The sequence below is a fragment of the Wenyingzhuangia sp. genome, assembly GCF_039768515.1.
In the GTDB taxonomy this organism is placed as follows: Bacteria; Bacteroidota; Bacteroidia; order Flavobacteriales; family Flavobacteriaceae; genus Wenyingzhuangia.
In genome coordinates, this window is the sequence record NZ_JBDNAI010000126.1 from 1 (window position 1) to 13,763 (window position 13,763).

Annotated in this window: 19 protein-coding genes and 1 pseudogene; 16 read left to right on the forward strand and 4 right to left on the reverse strand. The window is 34.7% G+C overall.

The annotated features are described in order from the left end of the window. Window positions 1–177 precede the first annotated feature (177 nt). The 13 genes and pseudogenes from ABF281_RS08045 to ABF281_RS08105 all read left to right on the forward strand — a co-directional run bounded on the left by ABF281_RS08045 (window position 178) and on the right by ABF281_RS08105 (window position 7,877). Window positions 178–741, forward strand: coding sequence for a flavin reductase (locus tag ABF281_RS08045; RefSeq protein WP_347181162.1), 564 nt, complete (start codon window positions 178–180; stop codon window positions 739–741). A 14-nt stretch (window positions 742–755) separates the two neighbouring features. Continuing rightward, entirely contained in the window at window positions 756–884 is a 129-nt protein-coding gene (locus ABF281_RS08050) for a DUF2256 domain-containing protein (RefSeq protein ID WP_347181163.1), read from the forward strand. 115 nt (window positions 885–999) lie between these two features. Then, the gene (locus tag ABF281_RS08055; RefSeq protein WP_347181164.1) at window positions 1,000–2,532 is read left to right on the forward strand and encodes a cryptochrome/photolyase family protein; all 1,533 of its coding nucleotides are present in this window, start codon (window positions 1,000–1,002) and stop codon (window positions 2,530–2,532) included. A gap of 60 nt (window positions 2,533–2,592) precedes the next feature. Continuing rightward, entirely contained in the window at window positions 2,593–3,045 is a 453-nt protein-coding gene (locus tag ABF281_RS08060; protein WP_347181165.1) for a hypothetical protein, read from the forward strand. Next, on the forward strand, window positions 3,042–3,314 hold the full coding sequence (locus ABF281_RS08065; RefSeq protein WP_347181166.1) for a TIGR03643 family protein: 273 nt from the start codon (window positions 3,042–3,044) through the stop codon (window positions 3,312–3,314). The genes ABF281_RS08060 and ABF281_RS08065 overlap by 4 nt, the downstream gene beginning before the upstream one ends. An 8-nt stretch (window positions 3,315–3,322) precedes the next feature. Further along, entirely contained in the window at window positions 3,323–4,012 is a 690-nt protein-coding gene (folE, locus tag ABF281_RS08070; RefSeq protein WP_347181167.1) for a GTP cyclohydrolase I FolE, read from the forward strand. Window positions 4,013–4,014: 2 nt separating this feature from the next. Continuing rightward, window positions 4,015–4,239: a hypothetical protein gene (locus tag ABF281_RS08075; RefSeq protein ID WP_347181168.1), complete on the forward strand. Its 225-nt coding sequence runs from the start codon at window positions 4,015–4,017 to the stop codon at window positions 4,237–4,239. After that, window positions 4,236–4,919, forward strand: a complete 684-nt coding sequence (locus tag ABF281_RS08080; protein ID WP_347181169.1) for an SDR family oxidoreductase — start codon at window positions 4,236–4,238, stop codon at window positions 4,917–4,919. The genes ABF281_RS08075 and ABF281_RS08080 overlap by 4 nt, the downstream gene beginning before the upstream one ends. An 84-nt stretch (window positions 4,920–5,003) precedes the next feature. Beyond that, the gene (locus ABF281_RS08085) at window positions 5,004–5,474 is read left to right on the forward strand and encodes a glutathione peroxidase (protein WP_347181170.1); all 471 of its coding nucleotides are present in this window, start codon (window positions 5,004–5,006) and stop codon (window positions 5,472–5,474) included. A gap of 4 nt (window positions 5,475–5,478) precedes the next feature. Next, window positions 5,479–5,646, forward strand: coding sequence for a Lacal_2735 family protein (locus tag ABF281_RS08090; RefSeq protein ID WP_347181171.1), 168 nt, complete (start codon window positions 5,479–5,481; stop codon window positions 5,644–5,646). Beyond that, window positions 5,647–6,108 carry a TspO/MBR family protein gene (locus tag ABF281_RS08095; RefSeq protein WP_347181172.1) on the forward strand — a complete coding sequence of 154 codons (462 nt, stop codon included), beginning with the start codon at window positions 5,647–5,649 and terminating at the stop codon, window positions 6,106–6,108. Further along, window positions 6,109–6,573, forward strand: a pseudogene (locus ABF281_RS08100) (SRPBCC family protein). Further along, window positions 6,570–7,877: a deoxyribodipyrimidine photo-lyase gene (locus ABF281_RS08105; RefSeq protein ID WP_347181173.1), complete on the forward strand. Its 1,308-nt coding sequence runs from the start codon at window positions 6,570–6,572 to the stop codon at window positions 7,875–7,877. The pseudogene ABF281_RS08100 and the gene ABF281_RS08105 overlap by 4 nt, the downstream one beginning before the upstream one ends. On the opposite strand, the gene ABF281_RS08110 is transcribed toward ABF281_RS08105, so the two are convergent. The 4 genes from ABF281_RS08110 to ABF281_RS08125 form a co-directional block, all read right to left on the reverse strand. Continuing rightward, window positions 7,874–8,452: a PhnA domain-containing protein gene (locus ABF281_RS08110; RefSeq protein WP_347181174.1), complete on the reverse strand. Its 579-nt coding sequence runs from the start codon at window positions 8,450–8,452 to the stop codon at window positions 7,874–7,876. The two genes, ABF281_RS08105 and ABF281_RS08110, sit on opposite strands and share 4 nt — an antisense overlap. 51 nt (window positions 8,453–8,503) lie before the next feature. Continuing rightward, on the reverse strand, window positions 8,504–9,817 hold the full coding sequence (gene murA / locus ABF281_RS08115; RefSeq protein WP_347181175.1) for a UDP-N-acetylglucosamine 1-carboxyvinyltransferase: 1,314 nt from the start codon (window positions 9,815–9,817) through the stop codon (window positions 8,504–8,506). Window positions 9,818–9,873: 56 nt separating this feature from the next. Next, window positions 9,874–10,524 (reverse strand): DUF4290 domain-containing protein, encoded by a 651-nt coding sequence (locus ABF281_RS08120; protein ID WP_347181176.1) that lies wholly within the window; start codon window positions 10,522–10,524, stop codon window positions 9,874–9,876. A gap of 97 nt (window positions 10,525–10,621) precedes the next feature. Beyond that, the gene (locus ABF281_RS08125) at window positions 10,622–10,915 is read right to left on the reverse strand and encodes a DUF493 family protein (protein WP_347181177.1); all 294 of its coding nucleotides are present in this window, start codon (window positions 10,913–10,915) and stop codon (window positions 10,622–10,624) included. A gap of 90 nt (window positions 10,916–11,005) precedes the next feature. On the opposite strand from ABF281_RS08125, the gene ABF281_RS08130 reads away from it, so the two are divergent. The 3 genes from ABF281_RS08130 to ABF281_RS08140 all read left to right on the forward strand — a co-directional run. Beyond that, window positions 11,006–11,551 carry an ATP-binding protein gene (locus ABF281_RS08130; protein ID WP_347181178.1) on the forward strand — a complete coding sequence of 182 codons (546 nt, stop codon included), beginning with the start codon at window positions 11,006–11,008 and terminating at the stop codon, window positions 11,549–11,551. Beyond that, window positions 11,548–13,446 carry a RecQ family ATP-dependent DNA helicase gene (locus ABF281_RS08135; RefSeq protein ID WP_347181179.1) on the forward strand — a complete coding sequence of 633 codons (1,899 nt, stop codon included), beginning with the start codon at window positions 11,548–11,550 and terminating at the stop codon, window positions 13,444–13,446. Before ABF281_RS08130 ends, ABF281_RS08135 begins: the two co-directional genes overlap by 4 nt. After that, window positions 13,443–13,763: formyltransferase family protein (locus tag ABF281_RS08140; RefSeq protein WP_347181180.1), on the forward strand; the 321-nt coding region annotated here is incomplete at its 3' end. The genes ABF281_RS08135 and ABF281_RS08140, both read left to right, overlap by 4 nt.

The following is a 13,763-nucleotide window of genomic DNA, read 5'->3' on the forward strand; positions in this document are numbered from 1 at the left end:
GGCCGGAGCAAATCTCTGTGGCCACGTCGATGAGCAGATCATCTGGCCGCTGCAACACGAAGAAATCTGCAAGATATTTGCCCTGTGGTGTCAACAGCGCGGTGTAATGCAATCCGGGTGCGGAGACGTCATTGGTCACAAGATTTTGATGATTTAGACCATGTTTACCGAATAAACATGATGAACAGTTGTTCGGGGTTTAAGTCGGCAAACCTCATTGGGACAAAATCAAACGATGGTGTCGCTAATGTGGCTGTTTTCAGTTCGGTTACCCACTTAGGATCTAACCCACCTCTTTTGGGTATTGTATTTAGACCTGTATCTGATGTCCCAAGAAATACTTACGAGAATATCAAAGAAACTGGACAATTTACCGTAAATCACATTCATTTAGACATCATTGAGCAAGCACACCACACCTCTGCTAAATACGATAAAGGGATCTCTGAGTTTGATATTACAAAACTTAAGGAAGAATATAAAAACGATTGGCATGCACCTTTTGTAAAAGGGGCACCAATTCAGATGGCGCTCACCTACTGCGAAGAATATCTAATTAAATCTAATAATACTATTCAGCTGATTGCAGAAATCAAAGACTTATACATTAAAGATGATATTGTGGAAGAGGATGGTTTTGTCAATTTAGCAAAAGCAAATGTGGTGGCTATTAATGGTTTAGATGGCTATGCACTTCCATCACTCAAACAACGTATTGAGTACCAAAGACCTAAGAAATAACATTCTTTTAAGACGTGAAAAAAAAAATTCTTCCCATCAAAATTTGTGTCCAATGTGATCGTCCGTTTACATGGCGTAAAAAATGGGAAAAGAACTGGGAATTTGTAAAATATTGTAGCAAAAAATGCAGTAGCAAACGCTAAAAAATTTCACAGTTAGAAGTTTCTATTCTCTATATGTGAATTTTAAAATACAGCTATCAATAAGCGCTTACCCCAGCGTAGAATACTAAATAGTATCAAAATTAAATTAGTTTAAATGAAAACACTTCGCCTTATTCTTGGAGATCAATTAAATATACAACATTCGTGGTACAACACTGTTTCTGACTCAACAGTGTATTGTATGTTCGAAATGCGTCAGGAAACTGATTATGTTAAACACCATATTCAAAAAGTAGTTGGTTTTTTTGCGGCTATGCGTGCCTTTTCAAAACAGCTAGAATCTCAAGGTCATAATGTTATTTATTTAAACTTAGATGATGCCTCTAATCTTCAAAACTTAGAAGATAACCTGAATGATATTATTTTAACGCACAACATTGAATATTTCCAGTACCAATCGCCGGATGAATTTCGGTTAGACGCACAGCTTAAAGCCTTTTGCACATCTCTTTCTTTCAAGTCAAGTGAAATAGATACAGAACATTTCTACACAACACGCGATGAACTTTCTGTGTTTTTTGAAGGAAAAAAGCAATTTTTGATGGAACGTTTTTACCGATACATGCGTAAAAAACATCATATATTAATGGAAAGTGAAAACCCCGAAGGTGGCGAATGGAATTATGACAAAAGCAACCGAAACAAATGGAAAGGATCTCCAGGCATCCCCTCTTTTTTACACTTAAAAAACCCTGTCGAAACTATTTTAAAAACAATTGTGGCTAGTAACATTGAAACCATTGGCCGTTTTGATGAAACTACATTTTCATATCCAATAAATAAAGACCAATCGCTAGAACAGCTGGCGTATTTCAATCAAAATTTATTAGTTCATTTTGGAGATTACCAAGACGCATTGCACACCGAAGAAGTGTATTTGTTCCATTCGCGACTTTCATTTGCTATGAATTTAAAGCTAATTAGCCCAAAAGAAATTATAGATGCTGTTTTAGATCACTACCGCTCGAATAGTGATGCGATTTCTATTTCTCAAGTAGAAGGGTTTATAAGGCAAGTTATTGGATGGCGAGAATATATGCGAGGGATGTACTGGGCACAAATGCCTCAATACAAAGCATTAAATACTCTTGATAACCACAATCCTATCCCAGAATTCTTTTGGACGGGAGATACAAAGATGAACTGCTTGAATAAAACCATCAATAATTCGTTAGATAATGCCTATGCACATCACATTCAACGCCTGATGATTACGGGAAATTATTTGTTATTAACACAAACGCATCCCGATGCCGTTGACGAATGGTATTTAGGTATATATATTGATGCTTTAGAATGGGTACAGCTACCCAACACTCGAGGGATGAGCCAATTTGCAGATGGTGGATTGATTGCCACTAAACCCTATGTATCATCAGGGAGTTACATCAACAAAATGAGTAATTATTGTAATGGATGCGCTTATAAAGTAAAGGAACGTTTAGGAGAAAATGCTTGCCCATTTAATAGTCTATATTGGAATTTTCTTGATGACAAACGCCCACAACTGGCTGCAAATTTTAGAATGAAAATGATGTATTCGGTTCTAAATAAGTTTTCTAAAGAGGAATTAATAGCTATGAAACTAAGAGCTTCACAAATAATTGAATCTCCAGAAAAATTCTAAAGCGCCATAATAAATGTTAATATTTGTTTAATTGTTATTTTAAATAGTTGAACTTTGTGTATGTTTGGAATATATACATCACCAATGGTTCTAGATACAACATACTACAACAAGGAACACAAACAATTATTTGATAATTTTGTAGGCAAACCTTACACCTTTTTTGAAGCTTTTAAACGCCGTGGTGTAGGTTCAAAACGAATGATCGTTGATAAAGTCAGTCCTAACCTTAATTCCATTTTAAATACAGTTTCTGATCTCAACTATGCTAATATCGAAATGCGAAAAGAAGGCATTTTGATACACATTACTAAGGGACAACGTAATTTCACATGGGCAATTCCATTTTATCATCTTGTATTTTATAAAATAGATGGTATGAGTATACATGCACAAGGTAGATTCATTCATTTTAAAAAATCAAAGAGTTTTGATGAAAATAAAAAATTCTTAAAAGCATTGATTGATGAAAAAATACAATTCGACGAACGCTACAAACTACCGGTATCATGAGTTTTAATACAGTAGAGTTAGATCGAATAATAGAAATGGCATGGGAAGATCGTACCACTTTTGAAGCCATTGAACACCAGTTTAATTTAAAAGAACAAGAGGTGATAAAAATCATGCGTACGCACATGAAACCTAAAAGTTTTCGTCTATGGCGTGCACGTGTTCAAGGCAGGAAAACAAAACATCAAAAACTAAGGTCTTTTGAATCTGGAAGATTTAAATGTACGAGACAACGTCAAATTACACATAATAAAATATCTAAGCGTTAAAATAAAATATGAATACTAAAGTTATAACAAATAAAGAAGAGATGTTAAATGGTTTTTCCATTCATGAAATTGGAGATGATCATCTTTTTACGGGACTTGAAACTCCTATGAAAAAAGACGCTTTTAAGCTCTCAGACCAAGAAAAGAAAACTAAGATTGCATTATTATTTGAGGAAATCATGGATGTTATGGGTTTAGACCTTACTGATGATTCTTTGAAAGGAACACCTGAACGAGTTGCTAAAATGTATATTGATGAAATTTTTTCAGGCTTAAACCCTGAAAATAAACCTAAAATTGCGTTATTTGATAATAAGTACCAATATAACCAGATGTTGGTAGAAAAAGATATTACATTTTATTCTAATTGTGAGCATCATTTTGTACCTATCATTGGAAAAGCGCATGTTTCCTATATTTCATCTGGTAAAGTGATCGGTTTATCCAAATTAAATCGAATAGTACAGTACTATGCAAAACGACCTCAGGTTCAGGAACGCCTAACAAATCAAATCGCAGAAGAACTGAAAGGAATTCTAGGAACTGATGATGTAGCAGTCATTATTGATGCTAAGCATCTTTGTGTATCCTCTAGAGGAATCAAAGATGATACCTCAGCAACTGTGACCGCATTTTATGGGGGCGCTTTTAATACCTCAGCAAAAATTGCTGAATTACAAAATTATTTAAAACTATAACTATGGACGTTGTTAAACAAGCAGAAGCTTTTGAACTCAAACCACTTACATTTAAAACTACTAGTGAGCGCATCGAAGCTTCAAGAGAAGTCAAAGCATTGATACTGGGTGTAAATGAAATTTATAAAACATCAAAAGACCAAAAATTAATGGATCTTATGAAGCGCTTAACAGCGATAAAACAAAAAATTGAAAAACGTTTAAAAGGTAGACCATTACAAGCATGAGAAAAATTATTATTATCGGAGGTAGTAAAGGCATTGGTAAAGCTATTACAGAAAGTCTCCTTGCAACACACCAAATAATTAATATTAGCCGTTCAACTCCTGAGATTCAACACGAAAACTTAACACATTACAACTGTGATGTTGTGGTTGATGAATTACCAGAAATTGACCAAGCTGATGGTTTAATTTACTGCCCAGGGAGTATAAATTTAAAGCCTTTTAACAGGTTAAGTATCGCAGATTTTAAAACCGATTTTGAAATCAATGTTATTGGGGCAGTTAAATCCATTCAAGCCTACACAAAAACGCTTTTACAATCAGACTCTGCTTCTGTTGTGTTGTTTAGTACTGTGGCTACAAAATTAGGAATGCCTTTTCACGCAAGTGTGGCTACTGCAAAATCTGCTGTTGAGGGCTTAACAAAATCGGTGGCTGCAGATTTAGCGCCTAAGATTAGAGTGAATGCGATTGCACCAACCATTACCGATACAGAACTTGCAGCTAAATTTCTTAGAAACGAACGTATGATTGAAAGTACAATTCAACGCCATCCCTTAAAAAAATACTTAGAGCCTTCTGAAGTTGCTGCGATGGCAGAATATTTACTTTCAGATGTATCTAAATCTATTTCTGGTCAAATTTTTAATTTAGATTGTGGAATTGTGTCTTTAAAATTATAAAAATTGAAAGTTCTAAAATTATTAGTACTTTTAAATTTAATATTTTCATCAACATCTTGTTCTCAATCAAAAAATATTCAAACTATGTCTTTATACAGCATTGAAATTAACAGTATTAATGGCTCTCCTATCGTTTTAAATGACTACAAAGGAAAATACATTTTATTTGTAAACGTCGCTTCAGAATGTGGTTTTACAGGACAATACGAGGATCTCCAAAAATTATATGACACGTATCAAGACAAATTGATGGTCATAGGCGTACCATGTAATCAGTTTGGAAGCCAAGAACCAGGAAATTCAGAACAAATACAGTCTTTTTGTAAGAAAAATTATGGTGTAACTTTTTTAATGACAGAAAAAATTGATGTAAAAGGAGACCAACAACATCCACTCTACAAATGGCTCACAGACAAAACATTGAATGGTACGAAAAGCACTTCAGTGAAATGGAATTTTCAAAAATATTTAGTTGATAAGAATGGGCATTTTGTAGATTATTTCTATTCCCTAACAAAACCGCTAAGTAGTAAAATAACCCGCCAAATTAAATAAAATTATGTTTGGAATTTTTAAGAAAAAAACACCCCTTGAAAAACTTCAAGACCGTTACAAAAAATTAATGTCTGAGTGGCATGAACTTTCAACAACAAATCGTTCTGCTAGTGATGCAAAATATGCAGAAGCACAAGAGTTATTAGATGAAATTGATAAACTAAACGCCTAAATGAAGTTTTATAAAGGCTTAGTCCTTTTTGTCATAATTAATTTTGGTGCTCTTGCTATTGGAACGTGGTTAATGAATGACGGCCCTCGATCAGAGTGGTACAGTACTCTAAATCAAGCACCATGGTCGCCACCTGGATGGGTTTTTGGTGTAGCTTGGAGTAGTATAATGCTTTTGTTTTCCGTATACATGTCGTATTTGGTTCAAGTTAACTCCTCCAAAAAAATAATCGTATTATTTAGTATTCAATTTGTATTAAATGTGTTTTGGAATTATTTATTTTTCAATCAACACTTGATCGCTCTTGGCTTATTAAATCTTGTGTTTTTAACCCTTCTAATGTTTTATTTTTTGGTGACCTTTAAACAAACACTAAAAAACAAAAGTGTCTATGTACTTCCCTATTGTTTATGGTTGGTGTTAGCCACTTCTCTAAATTTATACATCGCCATATTCAATTAAATGAAATTATACCGAGTCCATAAAAAACAAAATTTACCTATTAGCATAGAAAAAGCATGGGAATTTCTCTCTAATCCTGCAAATCTAAAATCTATTACTCCAGCATATATGAGTTTCGATATTATTTCAGGAGTCGACCGTCCGATGTACGCAGGGCAAATTATTCAATATATCGTCACCCATATTTTAGGTATAAAAACCAAATGGGTCACATAAATTACGCAGTTAAAAGAACGCCACTATTTTGTAGATGAACAGCGCTTTGGTCCGTATGTACTTTGGCATCACAAACATTTCATTAAAGCTATTGATGGTGGTGTTGAGATGGAAGACATCATAGATTATAAGGTTCCTATGGGATGGCTTGGCCAACTTGTACATCCATTTTTAGTAAAACCTAAACTGGAAGAAATTTTCGCTTACAGACAAAAGAAATTAATTGAATTATTTGGAGACTATAAATGAAAGCATCACTATCCATATTCTGGTTTAGAAGAGATTTAAGACTGCATGACAACCATGGGTTGTTTGAAGCTTTGAAGGCTAATACCGCTGTACTTCCAATTTTTATTTTTGATACAGCTATTCTTGATACTTTACCAAAAAATGATGCAAGAGTTGAGTTTATTCATCAACAACTCTCAGATATAAACACGCATTTACAAGCACATGGAAGTGGTGTATCACTTTACCATGGAACGCCCGAAGATGTTTTTAATCAACTCACAGATCAATACGAAGTGAACACTGTTTACTGCAATCATGACTATGAACCTTATGCCATAGCAAGAGATCAAAAAATATCTGAGTTATTAAACTCAAAATCCATTAGTTTTAAAACCTTTAAAGACCAAGTGATTTTTGAGAAAAATGAAATCACTAAAGACGATGGACTGCCATATAAAGTCTACACGCCTTTTTCTAAAAAATGGTTAGCAGCCTTTGATGGCGGACATTGTGATCGTTTTACTTCAGAAAATTTACTTGAACATACATTCAAATCAACAGCATATAATTGGATTGATTTAGGAGCCATGGGGTTTGAACCCAATCCTATTAAAATAGCGCCTTATAATGTTGATAGTGCTGTCATCGAAAATTACGAAGCTACCCGAAATTTTCCTGCCGTTAATGGAACATCAAAACTAGGTCCTCACTTGCGTTTTGGAACGGTAAGTGTTCGAGAAATTGTTTTCAAAGCCATTCAACATGAAAATAACACGTTTTTAAAAGAATTAATATGGCGTGAATTTTTCATGCAAATTTTATGGCATTTTCCACATACCGTCACTCAGAGTTTTAAACCCCAATATGACGCTATTAAATGGCGTAATAATACGGAAGAATACAACCAATGGTGTGCTGGTAATACGGGTTATCCTCTTGTAGATGCAGGAATGCGCGAATTGAACCAAACTGGATTTATGCACAACCGAGTACGTATGCTTGTAGGTAGTTTTTTGTGTAAACACCTCTTGATCGATTGGCGTTGGGGTGAAGCTTATTTTGCCGAAAAACTACACGATTTTGAATTGTCTAGTAATGTAAGTAATTGGCAATGGGTTGCTGGATGTGGTGTTGATGCCGCCCCTTACTTTAGAATTTTCAACCCAACCACACAAGTGACTAATTTTGACAAACAGCACGCATATATTAAAAAATGGCTTCCAGAATACCAAGACTTAACATACCCTACTCCAATGGTTGATCATAAATTTGCTAGAGAACGTTGTCTTACAACTTATAAGGAAGCCTTAGGCAAAACCTAAAGCTTTTTGACATATTGAGTAATCAAAACGATGTGTTTACCGTCAATTTTTCCTTCTATATAAGTTTCATTTTCATAATCTAGAGCAATTCGTCGCACTGCTGTGCCTTGTTTGGCAACCATGCTTGTCCCTTTAACTTTCAAATCTTTAATAAGAACCACACTATCTCCAGCTTCTAAAACCACTCCATTAACATCTCTATGAATCAATTTAGCGGCCTCATCGACACCATCGCCGAGAGCTTTTGCCCAAGCTAATGAATCGTCATCTAAGTACATCATATCTAATAAATCTTGTGACCAACCCGCAGATAGTAGACGATTAAGCATTCGCCAAGCCATAACTTGAACAGGAAGAAATTCACTCCACATACTGTCATTAAGACAACGCCAATGGTTTGAATTAATTAAATTGGAATCTTCGATTTGAGAGATACAGGTCTGACACGCGTAAATACTGTCGGTAAGATTTATATTTTTAGAAGGTTGAACCGTATAAATAGATAGAGTCTCAGTAGCCTTACAAAGTTCACAACTGTGTTGACTACGGATTTGAAGGTCTTTTTCTAAGTTCATATGATATAGTAATCGTTACTCTAAACACTACTGTTTTTCAATACCCTTGAGTTAGGAATCGATCCGCTCAATCTTAGCTCCTATGGCGCGTAAACGATCATCAATATTTTCATATCCACGATCAATCTGTTCTATATTATGAATTGTAGAAGTGCCTTTGGCAGAAAGGGCCGCAATTAGTAAAGAAACTCCTGCTCTAATATCTGGAGAAGTCATGGTTGTTGCTTTTAAGCTCGATTTAAAATCATGCCCAATAACAGAGGCACGGTGCGGATCGCAAAGAATTATTTTTGCCCCCATATCTATTAATTTATCTACAAAAAACAGGCGACTTTCAAACATTTTTTGATGAATCAAAACACTACCTCTCGCTTGTGTTGAAACCACTAAAATTATACTTAACAAATCGGGAGTAAATCCTGGCCAAGGCGCGTCAGAAATGGTTAGTATGGAGCCATCAATATAATTTTGTATTTCATACCCATCAGTATGGGCAGGAATAAAAATATCATCCCCTTTACGTTCGATGGTGATACCTAGTTTTCGAAACACGTTTGGAATAACTCCTAAATCATCCCAACTTACATTTTTAATGGTTAATTCACTTTTAGTCATCGCTGCTAACCCTATCCAGCTGCCAATTTCAATCATATCTGGCAACATCGTATGTACTGTACCCCCTAGAGATTTTACGCCTTCAATAGTTAACATGTTTGATCCGATACCCGAAATTTTCGCTCCCATTCTATTGAGCATTTTACAAAGCTGCTGAAGATAAGGTTCACAAGCCGCATTATAAATCGTCGTAGTTCCTGTAGCCAATACAGCAGCCATTACAATGTTTGCTGTTCCTGTAACAGAAGCTTCATCCAACAACATATAAGTACCTTTAAGTTCTTTTGCTTCAACACCATAAAAATGATCTTCACGATTATATCTAAAAGTTGCGCCGAGTTTAATAAACCCTTCGAAATGCGTATCTAAACGTCTTCGACCAATTTTATCTCCTCCTGGTTTAGGAATATAACCTTTTCCAAATCGTGCAAGTAATGGTCCAACGATCATAATTGACCCTCGTAATCCACGACCATCTACCTTAAAAGCCTCGGTTTCTAAATACTCTAGGTTTATTTCATCAGCTTGAAATGAATAACTCCCTTTGCCTAGTTTTTCAATTTTAACACCAAGTTTACCCAATAAAATAATAAGCTTATTGACATCAATAATATCTGGGATATTGTGGATTGTAATTTTTTCAGGAGACAATATCACTGCACACAAAATTTGAAGCGCTTCATTTTTTGCGCCTTGAGGTTGGATGGCTCCTTTTAATTGCTGGCCGCCTTCAATTTTAAAAGTTTTCAATAGTGTGTGGTTTAAATTAGTGGTTAGTAATCCCGAGTTCTAAACGAAGTCCATATTTAATGGCGTTTACGGTTACGTTGGTTATTGTTCTTTTTAGATGTTTTTTTGTGGTTTGTAAATTTACGTTGCACTTTAAGTAAACTAGAAATTTCACTTAGTGGCTCTTTACTATCTCGTAAGTCGATTTTACCATTTGACAATTCAAACAAGTGACCAAAAATAACCACATCTTCTACCGTATCTTTATTCCAATTTAAAAATGATTTTTTCATGTGATTAGCGATGGTATACTGTAAAGCATCTTTCATTTCTCCAGCTTCCCAAGTGTTAGCTACATCTATCATCGTTTTAATGTTATTTCCATAAAACCTGTACTTAGGGAAATTTTGTGGATAGCTTAGGGGTTCTGGACGAAGGTTTAACTGTTCTTCTGTGGGTTTATCAAAGGGAGATTCCGCATCTAATTTAAAATCCGACATAATAAACAATTGATCCCATAATTTATGTTGAAAATCGGGCACATCTCTTAAATGTGGTTGCATGTTACCCATAACAGAAATTATAGCTTTTGCTAAGCGGTTGCGCTCCTCTTTTGACTCTTGAGCTACAGCATGATTAATCATTTTCTGTAAATGTCGTCCATATTCAGGAATGATTAAATGTTCTCGCTCTGTATTATATTCTAGTTGATCTGTTAAAGCTGTCATGTAGGCAATCTTTGGTTTAATTAATTAAGTGTTTGCAAAATACAAAAAAATAGTATCAGTATACTGCTAATTTAGAAGTTGATTTAAATCCTGTTTTTTATAGTGATATCACACCTTCGACTTGACTTCCAACCGCTTTATATTTTTGAATTACAGCGTCAGGGTTTTTCATCACAACATTAATAGAAATACTGGTGTAATTTCCATTCTTTGAAGGCTTTGTTTTTATAACTGCACCCATATTATCAAAAATACCGTCTATTAACTTGATTTTGGAAACGTCTGATTTAATTATGAATTTATATAAGTACTCGGTTGGCCACATGGAAGTATCCTGGAGTTTTTCTTTTAAATTATTATAAAATTCTTCTGAGTTTGTAGGGTTAACCATTGTTTTAATGTAAGATTACAAATATACATTATATCTGATTTTTTATTTCCCTTTTAAATCACGAATTTTACAGTAATTAAAAAAAATAGCTTGAATACTCAAAAAATAGCACTTATTGGAGGACCTGGAACAGGAAAAACAACATTAATTACTGCTTTAAAAGCTAAAGGTTACCATTGCATGGATGAAATCTCTAGACAAATTACTCTTGAAGCTCAAGAACAAGGCATTGAACAATTATTTTTAGAAGATCCTTTATTATTTAGCAAACAACTTTTACTAGGGCGTCAAAACCAATTTTTAAACTCAGAAACACGCTCAGAAAATTATGTTTTTTTTGATCGTGGACTGCCCGATGTCGTGGCTTATTTAGACTATTTAGACAGCCCATACCCAGAATCCTTTAAAACAGTTTGTACGCAACATAAATACGATCAAGTTTTTATTTTAAAGCCTTGGGAAGCTATTTATACTCAAGACAATGAGCGCTATGAATCTTTTGAACAAGCACTTGATATTCACGAGTTTTTGGTCAAAACCTATGCGGAATACGGCTATACTTGTATTGACATTCCCTTTGGAACTGTTGAATCACGCATAGACTTTATTGAAAATTATTTAACGCCTAATGCATGAAGCATCCAATTGAAATATTGGAACATTACTGGGGATTTTCTGAATTTAAACCCCAGCAAGAAGCAATAATCGAAGCTGTTTTAACCAACGACGATTGTATTGCACTATTACCAACAGGCGGAGGAAAGTCGGTGTGTTTTCAAATCCCAGCACTACTTAAAAAAGGCATCTGTATTGTCGTCTCGCCACTAATTGCATTAATGCAAGACCAGGTTAATACTCTAAAAGAAAAAGGGATTAAAGCTATGGCACTAACTAGTGGACTGAGTTATGAGGATGTGGACCGTATGTTGGATAATTGTATTTTCGGAAATTATAAATTTCTATACCTTTCACCAGAACGATTACAGCAAGATTTAGTTCAAAAGCGTATCAAAGAAATGAATGTTAATTTGATTGCTGTAGATGAAGCACATTGCATTAGTCAATGGGGTCATGATTTTAGGCCAGCATATCGCAGTATCAAATTTATTAGAACATTGCACCCAAACGTGAGCGTGATTGGACTTACGGCCTCAGCTACGACTAAGGTCGTAGAGGATACCTGTGTTCAATTAGACTGTATTGCTCCTCAGATTTTCAAAACGTCATTTCACCGTCCTAACTTGGCATATTTGACCTTAGATTGTGAGGATAAATATTTCAAAACCGTTCAGATTTTAAAAAAATATTCGGGACCTTCAATTATCTATGTAAGGAACCGAAAAGCAACCCTAGAAATTTCAAACTATTTAAACACCAAAGGAATTACTAGCGGGTTCTATCACGGAGGTTTAAACTCAAAAGAAAAAGACACTCAATTTGAACTGTGGACAAACAATCAAAATCAAGTCATAGTCGCCACCAATGCATTTGGAATGGGAATTGACAAAGCCAATGTTCAAACTGTGATTCATCATAATTTACCCGAAAGCCTAGAAAGTTATTATCAAGAGGCTGGGCGTGCAGGACGTAATAACGAGAATGCCTATGCAGTTATTCTTAGAAATACGGTAGATGAAATGAATTCCAAAAACCAATACATCACTACCCTACCTGATACGGCAGTTTTAAAAAAAGTATATAAACGACTTTGTAATTATTTTCAAATCTCCTATGGCGAAGGAATTGATACAACCCATAGTTTTAACTTCAAAGAATTTTGTTCGACCTATAACTTGCCTTCAATATTAACATATAATGCGCTCAAGATTTTGGACCGAACCAGTGTAATTTCGTTAGAAGAACGGTTCAAAAACACAGCCTTCATACAAATTAAAATTGGGAATACTGCCTTATTCAATTACATCGAAAAGCATCCAAAAAAAGCACGAATTATAAAACTTATATTACGAAGTTATGAAGGAGTTTTTGACCATTCAACAGAAATTTTTACACAAGTAATCGCCAAAAAAACAAAACTCGAAGAAGCTGTCGTAATTTCAGAACTCAAAGCACTACACAAGGCAGAAATTATTCAATTTGAAGCCTCAAAAACAGATGCACAAATCATCTTTATTGAGCCTCGAGAAGATGATAAAACCATTCATCGCATATCAAAAATTGTTACACAACAACACGATTTAAAGAAAGCACAACTGCAGACGGTTTTTGATTATATTAAAAATGATGGTGTTTGTAAAAGCCAAAAATTACTGTCTTATTTTGAAGAAAAAAATTCTAAACGCTGTGGTATCTGTTCGAGTTGTCTAGACCAATCAAAACGTAATTCGTTTTCTGAAAGTGATATAGATACACTTCTAAATTTATTAAAAATTGAACCCCTTTCGTCACGAAAACTTGAAACATTAAGTACCTTTGATTCCGATACACTAACAATTTTACTTACTTCCCTTTTGGAAAGAGGTTTAATAGAACTTACAGACAGAAATACATATAAACTCAAAACGTCATGAAAAAAGAAGACCTTAGAATTGTGTTTATGGGGACACCTGAATTTGCAGTACCTATTTTAGATAAACTTATCCAAAATGAGTATTCCATAGTCGGAGTGGTTACGGCTCCTGACCGTCCATCGGGACGTGGACAAAAAATTAATGAATCTGCTGTAAAAGTGTTTTCAAAATCTAACGGCTTAACTGTTTTACAGCCTACAAATCTAAAAGACGACTCATTTTTAAGCACTCTAAAAGCTTTAAATGCCAACCTCCAAATTGTAGTTGCTTTTAGAATGTTGCCTAAAGTCGTATGGCAAATGCCTTCGCTAGGAACC